The following is a 21,626-nucleotide window of genomic DNA, read 5'->3' as shown; positions in this document are numbered from 1 at the left end:
CTACACCTTTCGCGCGTGCACGAGCAGGATGGAGGCGAGGGAGGGCACCCCGCAGGCCAGGCGGTCCAGCGGGCGGAGCGGGCGCGGCACTCCGTGGAACGGCGCACCGGCGACCGCCACCACCTCGAACCCGGACGCCGCCACGAACTCGCGCAGCGCGCGTGCCGTGTACAGCCTCAGATGGCCCACCACCTCCCTGCCCGGTCTGCCGTGGATGCGGCGCAGACTCACCTCGGAGAACACGGGCTGGACTCCGGCGAGCAGCAGGGCGCGGTTGTACCAGGCGGCGAGGTTCGGCGTCGAGAGCATCAGATGCCCACCGGGGCGCAGCACCCTGCGCAGTTCGTCGAGCGCGCTGTCGGGGTCGACGAGGTGCTCGACGACCTCGCTGAACAGCACGGCGTCGGCGCTGCCGGAGGCGAACGGCAGCCCGTTGCCGGTCAGTTCGCCACGGACGACCTGACTCAGGCGCGGCGCCGCCCGGCGCAGCGCGTCCTGCGACCAGTCGATCCCCACGATGCGGTGCCCGTCCAGGACGCGGGCGGCGGTCGCGCCGGCCGAGCCGTCCCCGCAGCCGACGTCGAGCACGGTCGCGGCCGGGCGCCCGGGCCCGACGGGGCCGAGCGCGTCGGCCAGCATCCGGGCCTGGCGCAGCGTACGGGCTTCCCCGGAGGCGACGGGAACGGTGGGGTTCTCGTAGAAGTCCCGCAGCCCGGGGACCGGCCGGCTCGGCGCCAGGTCGGGGGAAGTCACCGCCGCCTCGGACGACTTGCCGGTTTCTGTGGAGCCGCTGGTGGAAAGGGTCATGACGGCCTCGTGGGGTTGTCCTGGGTGGAAGGGACAGGCGCTCCGGACGGGGTGAGAGACGTCGTCGAGAGCGACTCCTCGAACAAGCCCACCAGGTCCGCACCGGCCGCGTCACCGAGCAGCGCCCGCGACCAGCGCAGCGTCACATGCAGTCGCCCGCCGGTGGAGGCCGCCGCCACGCTCAGCCCGCGCGGCATCCGCGCCGGTGCGGAGAACCACACGGCCGTCGCACGGCCGGCGTCGCCGAAGTCCAGCGCGTACGGCACGCGTCCGATGTTGGTGACCAGTGCCGTCGACGTCCAGGACGCCGCCGCCCGCCGTGCGCCACGGGTGAGCACGCCCCGGATGCCGACGGGGAGCAGCGGTGTGGTCAGCAGACTCGCCCCGGCGCCCATGGGGGCGCCCTGGGCCGACTTCAGCGCGCGGGTGCGCTGAGCAGTGGTGCGCAGCAACCGGGCAACGGCTGCCGGGTCCGGCCGCTCACCGAGCAGCAGGTCCGTGTCGCGCGGGTCCTCGGAGGTCATGGCCACCTCGACGAGCCGGGTTCCGTTGCCCATCGGCATCTCCGTGCCGCGCGGCCGGTCGTCGACCGGCATCGTGATCCGTACCGGACCGGCCGGCCGACCCTGCGAGACGTTCCAGCGGCCCACCATCAGGGCTGCGGCGACCAGGAGTTGGTCGTTGACGGTCCAGGGCGGGAGGCCCCCGGTCCGCGCCGCACGCCGCGGAACGGGCAGCTCCGCCTGCAGCATGCCGTTGCCCACGGCGCGGGCACGTACGGGCTCGGGGCGGGAGTCCGGCGCGACGCGCACGGGGCGCGCACGTACGGCGCGGCCGGTACCGCTCGGGGCCGAACCCGAGCGCGTCGGCCGGACCCGCCCGGTGACCGGAAGTGCGTCCACGCCGCCGTACTGTTCGGCGGTCGTGGCGAGCACCCGCAGCCCCGACGGGGCGTCGAGGGCCGTGTGATGCATCGTCAGCAGCAGCACGGTCCCGCTGTCGGCGTCCACCACTTCCAGGCGCATCGGCGGCGACAGGGTGAGCGGCGGACATGCGCTCAGGGCGCGGTCCCTGGCCCTGGCCAACGCGTCGGGGCCCCGCCCCGCGAAGCTCACCGGGTCGCGGTCCGGTTCGACGGTCAGCTCCCACGCGAAGGACCGCCGGTGACGACGGCCGGGTACCTCCCGCATCAGCACCCTGGGGTGCGCCAGCAGCGCCCGCCGGAACGCGGCCCGCAGCCGTGCCTGGTCCACCCGTCCGGGCAGGTGGACCTCGATGTGCACGCTCTCCGGTTCGTCGTCGCTGAGGCAGTGCCGCGACACCTCGTCGACGGTCGGAAAGGGAATCCGGACCCTGCCGGGAGGGGTCGCGGTCCCCCTCCCGACGATATTCCACAGCGCGATCACGAGGGGCCACCGCCTTCCGGCCGAAGGGGCGGCGGGGGCCGGTGCCCGTCGCCGGTGCCACTCGCCCTGGCCGTGACCACTGGTCCGGCTTCCGGCGCGTCGGAATCGTCGTCTTCGTATGGGTCGCCATGCCCCCGCCCGGCGGCCACGGACGCCGGCCCGACCGCCGTCACCAGCGCCGCGGACAGGGCCACCAACGCGAGCACCTGCGCCAAGCCGCTGAACGAGCCCGCCCCGGTGGCGACCGGCTCTCCGGCACCGAAGGCCGCGACAAGGCCCGCTCCGGCCATCGCCGCCGCCGCGGTCGGGACCAACAGGGCCGGCCGGAGCCGTGCCGCCATGGCGAGTACGGGCACGACCAGGGCCAGGGGCCCCGCCGCCACCGCGACGACCGCGGTCAGCGCCAACACTCCGAGCAGCATCCCCGGTGGCGACGGCTCGGGCAGCGCCTCGTCGGTCCCACCGTCGTGACGTCGACGGCCCACGAAGGCCAGGGCGACCAGGGCGAGGAGCGCGAACGCACCGCCGATCAGGGCTGTCCGGTACGGCCCTGAGGGCTCGAACTCCATGGTCACCGTGCCGGACGCGCCGGCCGGGATCACCCAGGCCTGCTGCCAGCCGTCGAGGCGTACCGGCTTCAGCTCCGTGCCGTTCAGGGTGGCCTTCCAGCCGTCGTTGGCGTTCTCGTACGTCCGCAGGTAGGTGGCCTCGCCGGAGCCGGCCGACACCGAGACGGTCCGGCTGTCGTCGGTCCACCGGGTGACGGTGGCCTCGCGACCCGCCGCTCCGGCCAGTTCCCTTGGGGTGCCCCGGGTCAGCGTGACGTCGGTGATCGCCAGCGGGCCCGCGTCACCCGCCTCCACCTCGTGGTCGCCGGACGGAAGTTCCAGGGTGCCGTCCTTCTCCTTCCCCGCGCAGAGGGCGACGGTGACGGGGCGCCGTTCGGTGAGGTCCCGGACGAGTCCGGAGGCCTTCGTCTTGTGCAGGACACCGCCCACAGCGAGGTCCGGGCCCTGACCGCACGGCAGCGAGAAGCGCGCGGACGGCTTCGCCCGCGGCACCCGCAGGTCGGCGAGTGCGGGAACGTGCACCTCGCTCAGCCCGACCGGCAACTGCAACTGCGCGTTCGCCACCGGGTTGTGGACGGTGAGCGGGGCGACCCTGCTGATGGTGATGTCCAGCCGATTCGTCTCGATCGCCGCGAAGCGGACCCGTCCGTTCTCGTCGACGTCGGCCACCGCGGCGCCGTGCGGGGAGCTGATCATCACCTGCTCGGGCCGGGTGGACACCCCACCGGCCGGCGCGAGGACGATCTCGTCGATCTTCCTCTTCTTGGGCCAGCTCAAGTGGACGACGGGCCGGTCGCCCGCGATCCACGCGGTCGTCAGATCACCGTCGACCAGGTTGCGGGCGCTGAGGTGTGCGCCGTTGGGGCTGATGGAGTCCACCCTGGCCGTCACCCGGTTCTTCGATCCGGGGGCGGAACGGTCGAGCAGTTCGTCCAGCGCCGCTCCGGGCACGGCGACGGCCCGCGCCGACACCTCGTACTCGCCCGGTTCCCCGGTGCTGAACCGCCGGTGCAGTCCCACCTCGGCGGAGACGGGCGACAGGCCGCCGGCGTCGGTGCCGCGGTGCAGGGAGTACACGCTCGCCGCCGCGTCGGTGCGCTCGGCGTCGGCAGGCAGCGCCAGCATGCGCGTCACCTGCACGTCCGGGATCGACACCTCGGAGAACCCGGCACCGGAGAGGCCCGGGCGCGCCTGTTGCGCGCCGACGATGGTGATCTTCATCCAGGAGGCCTCGCCGGCGGGAGCCTTGACGGTCTGCGGCAGGCCGTTCGTCTGGAGGGGACTGTCGGCCGAACCACGGTCGGTCTCGATCCGCACCCGGGTGGGCGCCGCGCGCATCGAGTCGCCCGGCAGTGGGGTGAGTTGGAGGGAGGCCGGGACGGCGGTCGGCCGGGAGAACTCCACCTTGAGCCACTGTCCGGCCGGCTCGCCCGGGCTGCCCTCGGCCCACGCGGTGTCCGGGTTGCCGTCGAAGGCGTTGACCGGGTCGTACTGCGGCAGGTGGAACAGCCAGTTGCCGCTGCTGGAGGCCGTCACGGCCTCGGCGCCGCGCAGCACCGCCGTCGTCTGATGATCGGTGCCCTCCGCCGGCAGGATCTGCTTGGGCTTCTCGCCCGGGTTCTGCAGGCTGCCGGAGTGATTGCGCTCGTTGGCGGTGTACGTGTACGAGGTGTTGTTGTTGACCAGACCGAACCGGGTGTCGGCTCGACGCAGCCCGTCCGCGACCGCCTTCACCGGCGCGACGAGGCCCTCGGGAAGACCGTCCCCGGCCAGTACGGCCGGTCGCTCGGTCATCGAGGGATCGGCGGACAGCTGGAGCAGCGCCTCGGGTCCGCCACTGACCACGGCCGTGTCGGCCACGGCGGAGAGACCGACCCTGTCGGGCCGCGCGTGGCGGTCCCGCGGCTCGTAGATCTCCACGGCCTGGAGCCGCGGGTAGAGCCCCTGCACCTGGAGCGGGGTGTCGGCGGCGATGCGTCCGCCGGTCACCAGCGGGCCGAACCCGGTGACCTTGCGGTAGCCGGACGACTCCAGGGTGCGCTTCACCGTCTGCGGCGGGACGTAGCCGATCTGATCGGGGTCGAGGTCGTTGCGGACGACCACCTCGTGCATGCCGGCCCGTGCCAGGTACGCCTGAAGGCCCGGAACCTCGGAGCCCGACAGCAGCGCCCGCTCGACGGCGTCCGCCATACGGCGTGCGCCGGGAGTACCGAAGGGGACGAAGTCACGCTGCGCCCAGGGGGTCTCGGCCAGCACGTCGAAGGGCTGGTCGATGGGGGATCCCCAGGTGTAGATGCCGTGCGCCGTCGCCGGTACGACCAGTGCCCGGCTGTTCGGGGCGTTGTCCTTCAGCCAGTCGGCTGCCTTGTCCCAGTGGGTGGGAAGCTTGGTGAACGCCCCGGGCTGCAGGATCGAGCCGTTGACGTACGGCAGCGCCAGACCCGGCAGGACGAGCACCGCCACGGTCGCGGGCACCCAGCGGCGACCGCGCCGCGCGCGAGATCCCCGGCTCTCGGACAGCACGGCTGTCAGATGGGCCAGTCCGAGGGCGAGCGCGAGGGCAAGGCCCGGCTGGAACTTGTAGATGTTGCGGAACGGCTTCAGCGGCCCGTCCAGCCAGTCCTGGACGACACCGTGTATCGGACCGCCGAAGGCACCGCCGTACCCGGCGAGCGCGACCAGGACGACGGCCAGGACGGTCAGCATCAGCCAGCGGCGCTCCGGCAGGTCCCGCCGGGCCAGGCCCGCGAGCCCGAGCGCCGCGGCGAACGCAGAACCGAGAACGGTGACGACGGAGGTCGCCACGGTCCAGCCGGCCGGCAGCCAAGCCTCACCGAAGTTCAGGTACGCCACCCAGTTGCCGGCGCCGCGCAGCAGCTCGGTCGCGGACATGGTGGCGGTGGTGGTGTCGGCCTGCTCCACGTACGGCATGAAGTTCTCGCCGTACATGCCGAGCAGGAGCAGCGGCACCACCCACCACACGGTGGCCAGGACGACGCCCGGTATCCACCAGCCGAGCAGCGCCCGCCGGCGCCGGCCGGGCGGGCGGCTGAGCAGGTACAGACCCACGGGCAGCAGCGCCGCCAGTGTCGACGCGGCGTTCACGCCGCCCATGAAGGGGATCAGCAGCGCCGAGCGTGCGGCGGCCGTCCGGGGGCTCGCCTTCGCGGATGTCAGCGGCAGCAGCACCCAGGGCAGCAGGGCACCGGGCAGCGCGGCGGCGGAGGTCGATCCGATGACGATCGTGAAGGTGGGCCACAGCGCGTAGACGACGGCGCCGAGCACACGGGACACGGGCGTCCCCACGCTCAGCCGTTCGGCGAGCCTGAGCGCGCCCCAGAAGGCGGCGGTCACGATGATCGACAGCCAGAGCCGTTCGGCGAGCCACACCGGCACCTGGAGCAGGTCCATGAGCGCGTAGTAGGGCAGTGCCGGGAAGGCGTAGCCGACGTACTGGTTGGCTATGCCGCCGAGGCCAACGTTGCCGTTCCACAGCGAACCGAGGTCGCCGATGAAGCGCCAGGGGTCGAGGGCGACGCCGAGTTTGGTCTCGAACGTCATCTTCCCCGGTGACACCGCGAGGAACGACATCAGCACGACGGCCCAGAAGCCGAACAGCAGGCGTCGTCCGCGCGGTTCGCCGGACGCCTGCGACGGCGTCGGGCCGGGCTGCGGCACCCAGGTGGGCGCCTGGACCGTGGTGGTCATGACCGTTCCTCGCTTCGCATGCTCATGGGCTTCGCCTGAGAATCAGCAGCAGATTCCAGGTGGCGATCTCGCGGAGTCCCGGCACGCGGGTGATCGTGCTCGCGAGGAACGGCCAGTAACGGGAGCGCGCCGTGACGATCTGCACGTCGTCGCGGCCACGGACGTGCTTAAGGGTGGGGCCGATGTGGACGGGGAAAAGGTTCTCGCCGAGCGTGTGCTTGGCCCGGCGGCCGGTGCGCCGTTCGTAGCGTTCGCGGGCCCGGTCGGCCCCGAAGTAGTGCCACGGCGCGGTCTCGTGACCTCCCCAGGGGGAGAGCCAGTTGGTGAACGACAGGTAGATCAGCCCGCCGGGGCGGGTGACCCGTGCCATCTCGCTGATGAAGGTCTGCGGGTCCGACACGTGCTCAAGGACGTTGGACGAGAAACAGACGTCCGCCACCCCGTCGGCGAGCGGCAGCAGATACCCGTCGGCGAGCACCGCGTCCTCGGTGACCGGGCCGCGGGCGCTCAGCTCCCGCAGGTCGGGCTCGAAGAGGTAACTCTGCGCGCCACGGCGGCGGAACTCCTCGGTGAAGTGGCCGCTGCCGCCGCCGACGTCGACGACGATCTTGCCGGCCAGGTCGACATGGCGTGCCACCTGTGCGACCGAGTCGCGGGCCAGCAGGGTGTAGCACCGCTCGGGGTCGCTGGGTTCGCGCATGAACGCCCGGAAGAGGGCGGCCGACCGTCTCAGCGACGGGTCCTTGAATCCACGTTCGGCGATCTCAGCCACGGCCGCTCCTGCCACGTTCCCGGAGGGCGGCGCGGGCCACGGCCTCGGCGGCGACCTCCTGGAACTGACGGACCGTCGCGCTCCAGCGGAAGCGTTTGGCGCGCTGCGCGGCGGCACGTCCCATGGCCGCGCGCCGTTCGGTACTCAGGGACAGGGCGCACCACGCGGCGGCGAAGGAGCTCTCGCCCCGGGCGAGCACCCCCGTCTCCCCGTCCTCGACGGAGTCGCACAGGCCGGGTATGTCGAAACCGATCGCGGGGGTGCCCCGGGCGGCCGCCTCGGTGACGACCAGACCCCAGCCCTCGACGAGGGAGGGGTGCAGCAGGAGCCACGCCTCGCACATCAGCCGGTGCTTCTCGGCCTCCGACACCCGTCCGGCGAACGTCACGGCAGGGCCGGCCATGGCTTCGAGCCGCTCCCGTTCGGGGCCGTCGCCCACGATGACGAGTCGGCCGCCGGTGACGGGGCGGACCCGCTCCCACAGCCTGAGGAGCAGGTCGATGCGCTTGTACTCGACCAGTCGGCCGACTGCCAGGAACAGCGGCTCCTTCGCCTCGGGCAGCGGGGGGCCGGGGTCCTCGACACCGTTGTGGACGATCCGGATGCGGTCCGCGGCCACGCCGATGCCGCGCAGCCCGGAGGCGGTGGACTCGGAGACGGCCACCATCAGGTTGTCGCGGTGCGTGCCTGCCAGTGCCCAGTGCTCCAGCCTCCGTCCGAGCCGTGCCGCCGGGCCCGGGTAGCGCATCTGCCAAAGATCCGTGTGCACGTGGTTGACCAGGCACAACGTCGGTCCGCGGTGCCACAGCGGCGCCAGGTACGGCATGCCGTTGCACACCTCGATGAGCAGGTCGCAGTCGCCGACCTCGCGGGCGAAGGTCCCCCTGGCGCGCAGGAAGTGACCTGCGTCACCTCCCGCGGAGACCACCCGGTAGTCGCGTGCCGCGGCAGGGCCGCCGCACACGAGCGTGACCTCGTGGCCGCCGGCGGTCAGACCGTCGGCGATCCGGTCGATGAGCAGTTCCGAGCCACCGGCGGCACGGTTGGCCACGTCGCGGCGGGCGAGGAAGGTGATCCGGCGCGGCAGAGGCGCCTGGGGGGAGGGGAGAGAACCGGTGAGGGCTTGAGCGGGACGGGAAAGGGAGTCCTTCTGGCCGGAGGCCAGGGCGGACGCGCGCTGGGGCATAGAGGTGCTCCAACTCGGGGGCTGCGTGACGCAGGCGGGTGGGGGGACTGCCGGGCTTCCGGGGATGAAGCGCTGGGCCGAGCTCGGTGTGCGCGTACAGCGGTTTCGCGGGTACAGCGGTTTGCGGGTACAGCGGTTTGCGGGTGCTGCGGTGCCGGACCTGGACGTGAGGGTGTCCTGTCCGGCACCAGTACGGCGGGAGACCCTGGGGTCAGAGCCGGTTCCACCGGGAAACACTGGTCTTACTGAGGGGTAACGTCAGTGTTCGTTCAAGCGATTCGTCCCGCTACTCACGCCGGTGACAAGTTCGAGCCGTTCGACAGACCCTGTTTCATCACTCATCTGAGTGTTGCGGCTGTCGGCGGCCCCGCATCAGCAGCACAGCGCCCGCGGCGACCAGCAGACCTCCCGCGATCCCGCCCGCCAGGGGCGCGGTCTCGCCGAGCAGCTCCAGCCGGCCGCTGTCCGCGGAAGCCAGCTTCACCTGCTCACGCCGGGTCGCCTCGGTGAACTCCAGCCGCTCGCTGGACAGCAGAGTGACCGCGTCCTTCTTCGAACCCGGGGCCCGCAGCGTCTTCGTCGGGGCGATCACCGCGTTCATGATCCGCCCCGTTCGGGGGTCCACGGTCAGTTCGATCCCCGCGTTGGAGTACCACTCCTCGGCCAGCACCTGCCCCGGCTCCTTACTGCCCACCAGCCTGCCGGGCACCAGCCGGGCGCCCGTCGCGGTGGCCTCGACGGCGCCGACGAAGCGGTAGCCCTCGTGCCCGTCGACCCTGGTGACCTTGTCGAACGCCAGCGGCACCGTGGCACCGAGAGTGCTGTCCCACCAGGTGTACGTACGCTTCTCGACGTCGAACGGGAACTTCAGGTACGCCTCACCCTCGAATCCGGGCTTCTCCTCGCAGCAGTGCACCGGGAGGTTCGTCCGGCGGTCGGTCACCCAGCGTTCGGTGGTCCACTGCAGGGATTTCCGCGGGTCGGCCAGCGGCAGCGTCTTCGGCGTGTCGATCTGGGTGGACACGTCCCAGATCGCGTTTCCGCTGCGCTCACCGGCGGCGACGTCCCCCAGCACCCGGCGGGTGATCGTGATCGTCTGGTCGTCCACCGTGGAAACGGACCCGGTGTCGAAGTAGCTGCCCCGACCTGCGAAGACCGTCGTGGAGACCGTATCGGTCGGCGTGCGTTTGGCGCGCGGCTCCACGTACCAGGCGAGCAGTTGGGTGAACACCAGCAGAAAGACACCGGCACCCAGCAGAATCAGGGACAAAGGTGATATTGAACGACGCATTCTGGTACTCCGATACGGACGCGAGATGCGGGAGTTCGGGGCGGTGCGGGACGGGCGCGCGCACGGATCACAGCCTGTCCGGAGCGATGAGCGACTTACCCGGTAGTAACTCTGCTGTGAACGGCGAAGCTAGGTGGAGCTTGACCACCTGTCAATGCGCCTCGCATACTGACCGCGCCGGACCGGGCCGGCGCGCTGGGTGACAGACCTCATCGACTGAGAGGCCGATCATCCTCATGTCCAGACTGCTCGCCGCCCTCCTGACCTGCGTCGCCGCCGCCGCTCTGGCCACCGGCGCCGCCTTCGGCATCGTCGCCGCTCTCGACGCCACACCCGAGCAGCAGAATGTGCCGCTCGTCACATTCCCCGACCCGCCCACCCAAGGGCCCTCCAGCACACCTGGCCCCGGCGCGGGCTAGTTTGTGCCTGTGCAGGCCCGGCTGACCGAGCTCATGAAGACGGACATCCAGGAGCGGTGGTTTGGAAGCCTCGTCAGCGTGGCGCGACGTGCCACAAGAACGGATTCAGCAGTTCGCCGACCGGGCCCTGGAGCAGGTCCCGGAGCTGGCACAGGACATCCTCGCCGCGATCCGGCGGGAGTACCCGGGCCTCGTGTTCACCGTCGACGAGTCCGGAGAGCCGAAGGCCCTGGTGGCGATCCGGCACGCGCTGGAGCTCTTCGTGGAGCAGATGACCAGGGGCTCGGACCGGCCGAGCGAAATTCCCGAGGTGTTCCGGGACTTCGGGCGCGGTGAGGTCGCTCACGGGCGCAGTCTGGACTCCCTGCAGGGGATCTACCGGCTGGGCGTACGCCTTTCCTGGCGGCGCATGGCGGAGATCGGCCAGCAGGCCGAAATTCCGTCCTCGGCCATGTACGAGCTCGCCGAGTCCGCCTTCGAGTACCTCGACGTGATGGTGGCCCAGTCGGTACGCGGCTACGCCGAAGCCATCGCCCGCCAGGCCGGGGAGCGGCTGCGTCTGCAACGTCTTCTCGTCGATCTCCTGCTCGCCGAGCACCGCTCGGATCCGTCCGCCTTCCTCGCCGACCGTGCGGCCGACGTGGGCTGGCAGCTGCCCGAGAAGGTGGCGGTGGCCGTGCTGCTTCGCCCCGCCGCGGAGGCTGTCGCCCCTGCCGTGGGAGAGGAGGTGCTGGTCGACATGGAGGGCGAGCGGCCGCGCCTCGTCGTACCGGAGCCGGACGCCCCCGGACGCGCGGAATTGCTGGACCGGGCGGTCGCCGGCTGGTCCGGCGCGATCGGCCCGTCGGTTCCCGTGGCGGAGGCCGTCACGTCGCTGCGGTGGGCCGAGGCCGCCGTCGGGATGATCGAGCAGGGCCTGCTGCCGCGAGGGCGGCTGCTGCACTGCGGTGAGCACGTCGAAGCCCTGGTGCTGCTGCCCGCGAGTGAGTTGATCGACGATCTCGCCCGGCGGAGGCTGGCGCAGCTGGACGAGTCCGGTGGCCCGGCGCACGCACACCGCCTCGCCGAGACGCTGCTGGCCTGGCTGGAAACGCGCGGGGGTGCCCCGGAGGTGGCCGCCCGGCTGGGGGTCCACCCGCAGACCGTGCGCTACCGGCTGAGGCAGCTCCGTGAGTTGTGGGGCGACGACCTGGACGACCCGGATCGCCGCTTCGAGCTGGAGCTGGTGCTCCGTACCCGGCGGCTGCGCGGAGACCTCGTCCCGCCGCCCGACTGACCCATGACGCGGTACGGCGCGGCAACGCCGGCATCGTCGCGAAGACCTCGTGGACCAAAGGGGCGGTCATGGTCGGGCACACCCCCGGGCCATGTGCTCTTGGCGTGCCGCAGAACGACCAGTCGCCGCACAGCCGAGCCGCTGCCGCGCACCCCGCGCCCTCCGGGCGGACGGCGGGACCTTCCGGACACGACCTGGGATGCCGCGGTACGCACCGCTATCCGAGGAACGACAGCCGCACCTGACGCTCCGGGTTGTCCTTGTTGGTGTCCACCAGGCACACCGACTGCCAGGTGCCGAGCGCCAGTTCACCGCCGATCACGGGGAGCGTCGCGTGGGGCGGGACGATGGCCGGCATCACGTGGTCGCGGCCGTGGCCGCGGCTTCCGTGGCGGTGCTGCCAGCGCTCGTCGGCGGGGAGCAGGTGGTGAAGGGCCGTCAGCAGGTCGTCGTCGCTCCCCGCTCCGGTTTCGATCAGCGCCACTCCCATGGTCGCGTGTGGCGCGAAGACGTTCAGGAGTCCGTCCCGGCCCTGCGCGACCTCTTCCAGGAAGGAGGCGCACTCCCGGGTCAGGTCGTAGACCGTCTCTGATGCCCCCGTGGTGACGTCCAGCGTGCGGGTCTCGAATCCATGGCTCATGCCTCCATGGTGGCCGACCGAGCGGTCCTCTCACACCATGACACCGGCCTCCCGGGGAAGATCCGGTACGGGAAGATCCGCCACCCCGTCCTCGTTAGTAGAAATGTGAACGATTTCGGGGTTGAGACGGAGACGGTACGCACCATCGACGTGGTCGTGATCGGCGCCGGGCAGGCGGGGCTCTCGGCCGCCCACCATCTGCGCCGCACCGGTCTCGTACCGGACCGGGACTTCGTCGTCCTCGATCATGCCCCGCGCCCGGGCGGCGCCTGGCAGTTCCGGTGGCCCTCCCTGACGTACGGCAAGGTCCACGGCATGCACGCGCTGCCCGGGATGGAGCTGACCGGCGCCGACGGGCGCCGACCGTCCTCCGAGGTGATCGGCGCGTACTTCACGGCGTACGAAGAGCGCTTCGACCTGCGTGTCCACCGGCCCGTCGAGGTCTCCGCGGTCCGCGAGGGCGACGGCGGGCGGCTGCTCGTCGAGACGTCGGAGGGACGCTACGCCACCCGTGCCCTGATCAACGCGACCGGCACCTGGGACCGGCCCTTCTGGCCCCGCTACCCGGGTCAGGAGACGTTCCGCGGCCGCCAGCTGCACACCGCGAACTACCCCGGCCCCCAGGAGTTCGCCGGTCGGCGCGTGATCGTGGTGGGCGGCGGCGCGTCCGGGACGCAGCATCTGATGGAGATCGCCGAGGTCGCCGCCGAGACGACGTGGGTGACCCGGCGGGAGCCTGTCTACCGCGAGGGTCCCTTCGGCGAGATGGAGGGCCGGGCCGCGGTCGCGATGGTCGAGGAGCGGGTACGGCGGGGGCTGCCGCCGCAGAGCGTCGTCTCGGTCACCGGCCTCCCGCTCACCGACGCGATCCGCGACGCGCGGGCGCGCGGCGTCCTGGATCGCGAGCCCATGTTCGAGCGCATCACCCCGACGGGTGTGGTCTGGGCCGACGGCCGGAGCGTGGACGCGGACGTGATCCTGTGGGCGACGGGCTTCCGGGCCGCGATCGACCACCTGGCCCCGCTGAAGCTGCGCGAGCGGGGCGGCGGCATCCGGGTGGAAGGGACGCGCGCGGTACGGGACGAGCGCGTCCATCTGGTCGGTTACGGCCCCTCGGCCTCGACCATCGGCGCCAACCGGGCCGGCCGGGCGGCGGTCACCGAGATCCGCCGCCTCCTCGCCCGCGAGCCGGCGGTCACCGCCTGAGCCTCCGGAACAAGAGCCCCGCGCTCATCCCGCCTTCGCCGCGCGCCGCTCGGCGTTGAACTCGGACACGTTCACCAGATGTTCGGCGTAGTCGGCGGTGAAGCGGGTGTCACCGGGCCGCACGGTCACGAAGTACAGCCACTCCCCCTCCGGTGGCTCGACGGCCGCCCTCATCGCCTCCTCCCCCGGGTTGCCGATCGGCGTGGGCGGCAGACCGGTGCGCTCGTAGGTGTTGTACGGGCTGTCGAGCCTGGTGTCCTCGTGGGTGGTGTCCACGGTCCAGCGCGCCAGGGCGTAGTTCAGGGTCGAGTCCATCTGGAGGGCCATGCCCCGCGCGAGCCGGTTGTGGACGACGCGGGCGACCTTGCCCATGTCCTCGGGGGTGTCGGCCTCGGCCTGGACGATGCTGGCGACGACGACCGTCTGGTGCGGGGTCAGGCCCTTGCCCTGGGCGCCCGCGCCGACGCGGCCGGCGCCGAATCGTTTGCTCGCCGTGTCGACCATGTAGCGAAGCAGGCTCTCGGGGGTCGTCGAGGAGAGCACCGGGTAGGTCGCGGGGAAGAGGTAGCCCTCGGGGTTGCCGGCCGCTTCGGCGGGCAGGGCCGGCGCGGTGGCCTGGGCGGCCGCGGCGCGGGTGGTGCCTTCGGGGAGGCCGAGGGAGCGGTCGACGGCCGCGTACACCTGACCGGCCCGCCAGCCCTCCGGGATGACGAGGCTCCGTGGCTTCTCGACGGCCGGCTCCGGCTCGTTCCGCAGCAGCAGCGGGATCGTGACGGCGGCGGCGGCCACCGCGAGGACCGCGCCCACGAGCAGGGCGATCCGGCCGCGGCGGGTGATCCGGGGGCGGCGGGTGGTCCGGCCGCGGCGGGTGATCCGGGGGCGGCGGGTGATCCGGGGGCGGCGACGGTGTTCGGGCTGCCAGATCCGGTACGTCATGGGCGCACGCTAACCCGGTCCACGCGCGAAACCGCGGAGCCCGCACGCGGCGGCGCCGCCGGTCCCCTGGGACGGGGGTCCGGCGGCGCCGTGGCACTGCGATCGTCAGACGAGCCAGCCCAGGAAGTGGACGACGCCGGCGAGCAGGTTGGTGATGACGTTCATGGTGGTGCTTCTCCTCGTACGGATGAATGTGTGGGACTACGCGGTCGCGGTCTGCAGCCCGTCGCTTGCGCACCGTAATCATCATCCGTCACACGGGAGTTGAGCAACGAAAGACGGCACGATCACACGTTCTGGGGAACAACCGCTCCCACGTTCGTGTGTTCGTCACCTTGGTCGTCTTCACCGTTCGCGGTCTGCCGCGCGCTGCGCGCGTCCCGGCGCACCAGGGCCGCGTACCGGCCGTTTCGCGCGAGGAGTTCGTCGTGGGTGCCCCGCTCGGCGATCCGGCCGGCTTCGAGGACCACGATCTGGTCCGCGTCCCGGACGGTGGAGAGGCGGTGGGCGATGGTGATGGTGGTGCGTCCGGCGGAGAGCGCGTCGATGGCCTGCTGGACGGCGTGTTCCGTACGGGTGTCGAGGGCGCTCGTCGCCTCGTCGAGGATGAGGACGGGCGGGTCCCGCAGGATGGTGCGGGCGATCGCCAGACGCTGCTTCTCGCCGCCGGAGAAGCGGTAGCCGCGCTCGCCGACGAGGGTGTCGTACCCGTCGGGCAGGGAGGCGATGTGGTCGTGGATCTGCGCGGCGCGGGCGGCGGCCTCGATCTCCTCGTCGGTGGCGTCCGGCTTGGCGAAGCGCAGATTGTCGGCGACGGAGGCGTGGAAGAGGTACGTCTCCTGGGAGACGACGCCGACGGCCCTGGCGAGGGTGTCGAAGTCCAGGTCGCGGACGTCGACGCCGTCGAGCAGCACGCGGCCGCCGGTGACGTCGTAGAGCCGCGGCACCAGATAGCTGAGCGTCGACTTGCCGGAACCGGTGGGTCCGACCACGGCGAGGCTGCCGCCGGCCGGGACGGTCACGTCGATGGAGGCGAGCGTGGCGCGGCCGGGCGCCTCGGGGTCGTAGGCGAAGTCCACGTTCTCGAACGCCACCTCGCCGCTGATCTTCTCCAGCCGGACGGGGTCCTCGGACTCGGTGATGTCGACCGGAAGGTCGAGGTACTCGAAGATCCGCTGGAAGAGGGCGAGGGAGGTCTGTATCTGCACGCCGGTGGAGAGCAGGCTCACGGCCGGCCGGAAGAGGCCCTGCTGGAGCGAGACGAAGGCGACGAGGGTGCCCAGCGAGATGGCCGGTCCGCCCGCCTGGAGGGTGAGACCCGCGGCCCAGTAGAGGAGCGCGGGCATGGCCGCCATGACGATGCCTATGGTCGACATCCGCCACCGTCCGGCCATGGAGGAGCGCACTTCGAGGTCGACGAGGCGCTCGGACTCCTCGGCGAAGGACGTGGTGAGCGAGGAGGCGCGGCCCATGGTCCGGCCGAGCAGGATGCCGCTGACCGAGAGGGACTCGGTGACGGTCGCGGCCATGACGGCCATCTGCTTCTGGCGCTGGGTGGTGATCTTCTTGCGCTCGCGTCCGACGCGGCGGCTGATCCAGACGAAGACCGGCAGCAGGAGCAGGGAGACGAGGGTGAGCCGCCAGTCCAGCGCGAGCATCGCGACGACGGTCGCGACGACGGCGGTGAGGTTGGAGACGAGGGAGGTGGCGGTCGAGGTGACCGTCGCCTGCATGCCGCCGATGTCGTTGGCGATCCGGGACTGGACCTCGCCGGTGCGCGTGCGGGTGAAGAAGGCGAGCGGCATCCGCTGGAGCTGGGCGTAGACCGCGGTGCGCAGGTCGTGCATGACGCGCTGGCCGACGGTCGTGGAGATCAGGGTCTGGAGGACGCCGAAGACGCCGGTGATCACGGCGGTGGCGATCATGCCGAGGGCGAGCAGGCTGAGCAGCCCGGTGCGCCCCTGCGGGATCGCGGTGTCCAGGATCTCCTTCAGGAGGAAGGGCGAGGCGACCGCGACGAGCGACGAGGCGGCGACGAGCAGGCCGACGACGGCGAGCCGGGCGCGGTAGGGACGGAAGAGCCGCAGCATGCGCCGCATCTGGGCCGGTTCTTCCGGCTGCGCGGGATCGCGCGCGGGGGGTGTCCAGGTGGACTGTTCGTGGGGGTGCATGGGCTCCTACGAGAGGTGGGAAAGCGAAGAACGGACTGAGCCTAGCTCATTGTTACCTATACTCACAATGAACATGGTCCTGATATTGTTCCCGGCATGAACACTTCCGACGGTACGAGTTCGGCGGACCGTGCGAGCACCCGAACGAGCCCGGGCGGCACGAGCACGCGGGACGCGGACGGTCTCCTCGCCGAGCAGCTCCTCCGCCTCACCCGCCGTCTGCACCGCATCCAGAAGCAGCATCTGGAGCCGGTCGGCATCACCCCTGCGCAGTCCCGGCTGCTGCGCACCGTCGCGCACTACGACCACCCGCCCCGGATGGCCGATCTCGCCGAGCGCCTTGAGGTCGTCCCGCGCGCCGTGACCAGCCTCGTCGACGGTCTGGAGGCGGCCGGACGGGTGCGCCGCGTCCCCGATCCGACCAACCGCAGAGTGGTCCGGATCGAGCTCACCGACCCGGGGCGCAACACGCTGCGCGAGTTGCGAAGCGCGCGCCGGGCGGCCGCAGAGGACATCCTTGCTCCACTGACCGTCGAACAGCGCGAGGTGCTCGGAGGTCTGCTGTCCGCTCTGGTCGACCACGTGCCGGAGCGCCGCTGCTGACCGCGCGGGCGCGGCGACGCGCCGAGGGGAGCCGTGCCATGCCACTGCTGGAGCCGAAGCCGAGGGCCCTTCGTCCCGGTACGGAGCGCAGACCGGCCCCCGACCGGGTCCCCGAGCTCCAGCACAAGGGCGCGCCCCGGCTCCTTCGGGAGGAGCTCTCCGCGCTCCTCGGCCCGGAGAAGGTGCTCGGGAAGATCTCCGACCTGGTGCGGTACGCATCCGACGCCAGCCCCTACCGGTTCGTCCCGCGGATCGTGGTGGTCGCGGAGGACATCGACGACATCTCCGCCGTCCTGTCGTACGCGCACGGCAAGGGCCGCGAGGTGGTGTTCCGGGCGGCCGGGACCAGTCTCAACGGCCAGGCGCAGGGCGAGGACATCCTCGTCGACGTGCGCAGGCACTGGGCCGGCGTCGAGGTCCTGGACGGCGGCGCCCGCGCCCGGGTCCGCCCCGGCACCACCGTCGTACGGGCCAACGCCGCCCTCGCCCGGTACGGCCGGGTCCTCGGCCCCGACCCGGCGAGCGCCGTCGCCTGCACGATCGGCGGAGTCGTCGCGAACAACGCCTCCGGCATGACCGCGGGCACCGAACGGAACTCGTACCGGACCGTCGCCTCCCTGACCTTCGTCCTGCCGAGCGGCACCGTCGTCGACACCGGCGACCCGGCCGCCGACGAGGCACTCGCCCGGGCCGAGCCGCGCCTGTGCGAGGGGCTGCTGGCGCTCAAGGCCGAGATCGAGGCCGACCCGGAGCTCACCGCCCGGATCCGCGCCAAGTACGCCATCAAGAACACCAACGGCTACCGCCTGGACGCCTTCCTGGACGGCGACACGCCCGTGCGGATCCTGCGCGGCCTGATGGTCGGCTCCCAGGGCACGCTCGGCTTCATCTCGGAGGTCGTCTTCGACACCCTGCCCCTGGACCGGCGGGTCTCGACGGCGCTGCTCTTCTTCCCCTCGCTGCCGGCCGCGGCGGCCGCCGTGCCGCGCTTCACCGAGGCCGGGGCGCTCGCGGTGGAGCTGATGGACGGCAACACGCTGCGCGCGTCGGTCAGCGTGCGCGGGGTGCCCGCCGACTGGGCGGAGCTGCCGAGGGAGACGGCGGCGCTGCTCGTGGAGTTCCGCGCGGCGGACACGGCCGCGCTGGAGGCGTACGAACGGGCGGCCGGCGAGGTGCTCGCGGACCTGGATCTGGTCGCCCCGGTCGCCTCCGTCGCCTCGACGGGCAATGCCTTCACCCGCGACCCGGGTGTGATCGCCGGCTACTGGACGGCGCGCAGGGCCTTCGTCGCCGCCGTGGGCGGCTCACGCCCCTCGGGCACCACTCTCATCACCGAGGACTTCGCGGTGCCGCCCGCCCGGCTCGGCGAGGCGTGCGCCGAGCTTCTCGAACTGCAGACCCGGCACGGCTTCGAGACCGCCGTGGCCGGTCACGCCGCTCACGGCAATCTCCACTTCCTCCTGGCCTTCGACGCCGCCGACCCCGCCGACGTGGAGCGGTACGCGGCCTTCATGGACGAGTTCTGCAAGCTGACCGTGGAACGGTTCGACGGCTCGCTGAAGGCCGAGCACGCCACCGGCCGCAACATCGCCCCCTTCCTGGAGCTGGAGTGGGGGCCGCGGGCGACCGAGCTGATGTGGCGGGTCAAGCGGCTGATCGACCCGGACGGGGTCCTCGCGCCGCGGATCGTCCTCGACCGCGACCCGCAGGCCCATCTGCGGGGTCTGAAGACGATTCCGAGGGTGGAGGCGATGGCCGATCCCTGCATCGAGTGCGGCTTCTGCGAACCGACCTGTCCGAGCGGCGATCTGACGACCACCCCACGCCAACGCATCGTGCTGCGCCGGGAGATGATGCGCCAGAGCGACGGTTCCCCGGTGGAGACGAGCCTCCTGGAGGCGTACGGCTACGACGCCGTGGACACCTGCGCGGGAGACTCCACCTGCGCGCTGGCCTGTCCGGTCGGGATCGACACCGGGGCGCTGATGAAGGCGTTCCGCCATGAGCGCCACTCGCCGTCCGAGGAGCGGGCCGCGGCGCTCGCGGCCCGCAATTTCCGAGCCGTGGAGGCCTCGGCGCGGCTCGCCGTGGGGGCCGCCGACCGGATCGGGAGCCGTGTCCTGGAGTCGGTGACCGGTCTCGCGCGCAGGGCCGTGCGGCCCGATCTCGTACCGGAGTGGCTGCCCGAGATCCCGGGCGCGGCGGCCCGTCGCCTGCCCGCCACCGACCGTCCGGCGGCCACCGCCGTCTACTACCCGGCCTGCGTGAACCGGATCTTCGGCGGCCCGAGGGGGCGTCCGGGGCCGTCGCTGCCCGAGGCGGTGGTGGCCCTCGCCGCCCGCGCGGGAAAGCCGGTGTGGATCCCGGACGACGTGGCCGGTACGTGCTGCGCGACGATCTGGCACTCCAAGGGGTACGAGCGCGGGAACGCGCTGATGGCCAACCGGATCGTCGAGGCGGCCTGGGGCTGGACGGCGGGCGGGCGGCTGCCGCTCGTCGTGGACGCGTCCTCCTGCACGCTCGGGATCGCGCACGAGGTGGTGCCGTATCTCACCGCCGACAACCGGGAGTTGCACACGGAGCTGACCGTGGTGGACTCCCTGGTGTGGGCGGCGGACGAGCTGCTGCCGCGTCTGGAGGTGCGCCGCAGGGTCGGCTCCGCGGTGGTGCACCCGACCTGTTCGATGCGGCATCTGGGCGACGAGGAGCAGCTGACGGCCCTGGCCCGGGCGTGCGCCGAGGAGGTCGTCGTGCCGGACGACGCGGGGTGCTGCGCCTTCGCCGGCGACCGGGGCATGCTGCATCCGGAGCTCACGGCGTCCGCCACCGCGCGGGAGGCGGCCGAGGTGACGGCGCGCTCCTTCGACGCGCATCTGTCGGCGAACCGGATGTGCGAGATCGGCATGGACCGGGCGACGGGACGGAGTTACGAGTCCGTGCTCATAGCTCTGGAGCGCGCGACGCGTCCGTGACGGCCGGCCCGTCCCCCCGGCTCTCGAGAGGCCGTGGCGTGGGCCCGGCCGACGAACCGGAATCGAAGAGTCCAACCACCCGTCACAAGAGTCCAATCCGCGCCCTTGCGCGCCGTCGGCCCCAACGGCCAGGGTCCTGTGCGGGATTCATGAACCAGCCATGCACACCGCTACTGGAGGTTCCATGGACGACAACGCACCGCAGACCCCGAGCCGCCGCTCCGTGCTGCGGACCACGGCCGGAGTCGCGGGAGCGGGCATCGGGCTCGGCGCCCTGGGCGCAGGACCCGCCGAGGCCGCCGAGGCCGCGAAAGTCACCGACGTCGCCGCGGTCGGCGCGCCCGGAGAGACCGCCGGGACACCCCCGCGCAGAGGGGCGACGATGGCCGGCGTCCCCTTCGAGCGCCGCTCCACCGTCCGGGTGGGGATCATCGGCCTCGGCAACCGCGGCGGCAGCATGATCGACCTCTTCCTCACCCTCCCCGGCGTGCGGGTGGTCGCGCTCTGCGACCCGGTGAAGCTGAAGACGGAGCGGGCCGCCGCCAAGGTCGTCGCCGCCGGACAGCCCTCCCCCGCCGTCTACACCCACGGCGAGAACGACTACGAGAACCTCTGCACCCGCTCCGACCTCGACTTCGTCTACGTGGCGACCCCCTGGGAGCTCCACTTCGCGATGGCGCGCGCGGCGATGCTGAACGGCAAGCACGTCGGAGTCGAATGCCCCATAGCGATGGGTCTCGACGAGCTGTGGCAGCTCGTCGACCTCTCCGAGCAGACCCGGCGCCACTGCATGCAGCTGGAGAACTGCTGTTACGGCCGCAATGAGATGCGGGTCCTGCGGATGGCGCACGCGGGCAAGTTCGGCGAGCTGCTGCACGGCGCGGGGGCGTACAACCACGACCTGCGGGAGCTGATGTTCTCGCCCACGTACTACGAGGGCCCCTGGCGCCGGCTCTGGCACACCCGGCTGCGGGGCGACCTCTACCCCAACCACGGCTTCGGCCCGGTGGCCAACTACATGGACGTCAACCGCGGCGACCGGGTGGTGAGCATCAGCAGCTTCGGCACGCCGGCGCTCGGGCTCGCCCAGTACCGGTCCGAGACGATGCCGCCGGGCGACCCGAGCTGGAAGGAGACGTACATCGGCAGCGACCGGACGATCAGTCTGGTCCAGACGGCGAAGGGCCGCGTGATCCGGCTCGAACACGATGTCTCCACCCCCCACCCCTACAGCCGGATCAACAGCCTCGGCGGCACCCGGGGTGTGTTCGAGGACTACCCCGCCCGCATCTATGTGGAGCCGGACCACAAGGGGCACCAGTGGGGCGACTTCGCGGCGTACGCCGCGGAGTTCGACCACTGGCTCTGGAAGGAGCACGCCAATCCGCCCGGCGGGCACGGCGGCATGGACTACATCATGCTCTTCCGGCTGATGCAGTGCATGCGGCTCGGGCTCGTTCCCGACTTCGACGTGTACGACGCGGCGACCTGGACGGCCCCGGTGCCGCTCAGCCACGCCTCGATCAAGGCGCAGGGCGCGCCGCAGCAGATCCCGGACTTCACGCGCGGCGAGTGGCGCAAAGCCCGCTCCGGCGTGGACTCGGTCAAGCCCGCCCAGACCTGAGGGCGCGCGGGGCCCGGCTCGCACCTGCCGGGCCCCGCGT

15 protein-coding genes are annotated in these 21,626 nt (G+C 72.0%); 6 read left to right on the top strand and 9 right to left on the bottom strand.

All coding sequences use genetic code 11. The features are described from left to right. The 6 genes from ACF06X_RS11530 to ACF06X_RS11505 all read right to left on the bottom strand — a co-directional run bounded on the left by ACF06X_RS11530 (position 1) and on the right by ACF06X_RS11505 (position 9,739). A complete protein-coding gene (locus tag ACF06X_RS11530; RefSeq protein ID WP_392287035.1) occupies positions 1 to 807 on the bottom strand; it encodes a class I SAM-dependent methyltransferase in 807 nt (268 codons plus the stop codon). Then, positions 804 to 2,129, bottom strand: a complete 1,326-nt coding sequence (locus tag ACF06X_RS11525; RefSeq protein ID WP_392287034.1) for a condensation protein — start codon at positions 2,127 to 2,129, stop codon at positions 804 to 806. Before ACF06X_RS11525 ends, ACF06X_RS11530 begins: the two co-directional genes overlap by 4 nt. An 80-nt stretch (positions 2,130 to 2,209) precedes the next feature. Further along, positions 2,210 to 6,490: an alpha-(1->3)-arabinofuranosyltransferase family protein gene (locus ACF06X_RS11520; RefSeq protein ID WP_392287033.1), complete on the bottom strand. Its 4,281-nt coding sequence runs from the start codon at positions 6,488 to 6,490 to the stop codon at positions 2,210 to 2,212. A gap of 22 nt (positions 6,491 to 6,512) precedes the next feature. Then, positions 6,513 to 7,190: a class I SAM-dependent methyltransferase gene (locus tag ACF06X_RS11515; protein WP_392287676.1), complete on the bottom strand. Its 678-nt coding sequence runs from the start codon at positions 7,188 to 7,190 to the stop codon at positions 6,513 to 6,515. A gap of 64 nt (positions 7,191 to 7,254) precedes the next feature. Then, positions 7,255 to 8,448: a glycosyltransferase family 4 protein gene (locus ACF06X_RS11510; protein ID WP_392287032.1), complete on the bottom strand. Its 1,194-nt coding sequence runs from the start codon at positions 8,446 to 8,448 to the stop codon at positions 7,255 to 7,257. 334 nt (positions 8,449 to 8,782) lie between these two features. Continuing rightward, on the bottom strand, positions 8,783 to 9,739 hold the full coding sequence (locus tag ACF06X_RS11505) for a DUF3068 domain-containing protein (RefSeq protein ID WP_392287031.1): 957 nt from the start codon (positions 9,737 to 9,739) through the stop codon (positions 8,783 to 8,785). Between the two features lie 236 nt (positions 9,740 to 9,975). Between ACF06X_RS11505 and ACF06X_RS11500 the strand changes: the two genes are divergently transcribed. Further along, the gene (locus ACF06X_RS11500) at positions 9,976 to 10,158 is read left to right on the top strand and encodes a hypothetical protein (protein ID WP_392287030.1); all 183 of its coding nucleotides are present in this window, start codon (positions 9,976 to 9,978) and stop codon (positions 10,156 to 10,158) included. A gap of 88 nt (positions 10,159 to 10,246) precedes the next feature. Continuing rightward, positions 10,247 to 11,434: a helix-turn-helix domain-containing protein gene (locus ACF06X_RS11495; protein ID WP_356886610.1), complete on the top strand. Its 1,188-nt coding sequence runs from the start codon at positions 10,247 to 10,249 to the stop codon at positions 11,432 to 11,434. 217 nt (positions 11,435 to 11,651) lie between these two features. Here the strand turns inward: ACF06X_RS11495 and ACF06X_RS11490 are convergent, their stop codons facing one another. Then, a complete protein-coding gene (locus ACF06X_RS11490) occupies positions 11,652 to 12,074 on the bottom strand; it encodes a YjbQ family protein (RefSeq protein ID WP_392287029.1) in 423 nt (140 codons plus the stop codon). Between the two features lie 144 nt (positions 12,075 to 12,218). Here ACF06X_RS11490 and ACF06X_RS11485 point away from each other — a divergent pair, with 144 nt between their 5' ends. Beyond that, positions 12,219 to 13,280 (top strand): NAD(P)-binding domain-containing protein, encoded by a 1,062-nt coding sequence (locus tag ACF06X_RS11485; RefSeq protein ID WP_392287675.1) that lies wholly within the window; start codon positions 12,219 to 12,221, stop codon positions 13,278 to 13,280. A 24-nt stretch (positions 13,281 to 13,304) separates the two neighbouring features. Here ACF06X_RS11485 and mltG read toward each other — a convergent pair whose 3' ends face one another. Both mltG and ACF06X_RS11475 read right to left on the bottom strand, forming a co-directional pair. After that, entirely contained in the window at positions 13,305 to 14,216 is a 912-nt protein-coding gene (mltG, locus tag ACF06X_RS11480; protein WP_392287028.1) for an endolytic transglycosylase MltG, read from the bottom strand. A 287-nt stretch (positions 14,217 to 14,503) separates the two neighbouring features. Next, on the bottom strand, positions 14,504 to 16,387 hold the full coding sequence (locus ACF06X_RS11475; RefSeq protein ID WP_392287027.1) for an ABC transporter ATP-binding protein: 1,884 nt from the start codon (positions 16,385 to 16,387) through the stop codon (positions 14,504 to 14,506). A gap of 96 nt (positions 16,388 to 16,483) precedes the next feature. Between ACF06X_RS11475 and ACF06X_RS11470 the strand changes: the two genes are divergently transcribed. From ACF06X_RS11470 to ACF06X_RS11460, 3 genes are all read left to right on the top strand, one after another. Next, positions 16,484 to 16,990 (top strand): MarR family winged helix-turn-helix transcriptional regulator, encoded by a 507-nt coding sequence (locus ACF06X_RS11470; RefSeq protein ID WP_392287026.1) that lies wholly within the window; start codon positions 16,484 to 16,486, stop codon positions 16,988 to 16,990. Positions 16,991 to 17,028: 38 nt separating this feature from the next. Next, positions 17,029 to 19,962 (top strand): FAD-binding and (Fe-S)-binding domain-containing protein, encoded by a 2,934-nt coding sequence (locus tag ACF06X_RS11465; RefSeq protein ID WP_392287025.1) that lies wholly within the window; start codon positions 17,029 to 17,031, stop codon positions 19,960 to 19,962. A 184-nt stretch (positions 19,963 to 20,146) separates the two neighbouring features. Next, positions 20,147 to 21,586: a Gfo/Idh/MocA family protein gene (locus ACF06X_RS11460; protein ID WP_392287024.1), complete on the top strand. Its 1,440-nt coding sequence runs from the start codon at positions 20,147 to 20,149 to the stop codon at positions 21,584 to 21,586. Positions 21,587 to 21,626: the final 40 nt, after the last annotated feature.

Origin of the sequence: Streptomyces sp. NPDC015346, assembly GCF_043078785.1 — a bacterium.
In the GTDB taxonomy this organism is placed as follows: Bacteria; Actinomycetota; Actinomycetes; order Streptomycetales; family Streptomycetaceae; genus Streptomyces.
This window is presented reverse-complemented; position numbering and strand designations above follow the sequence as displayed.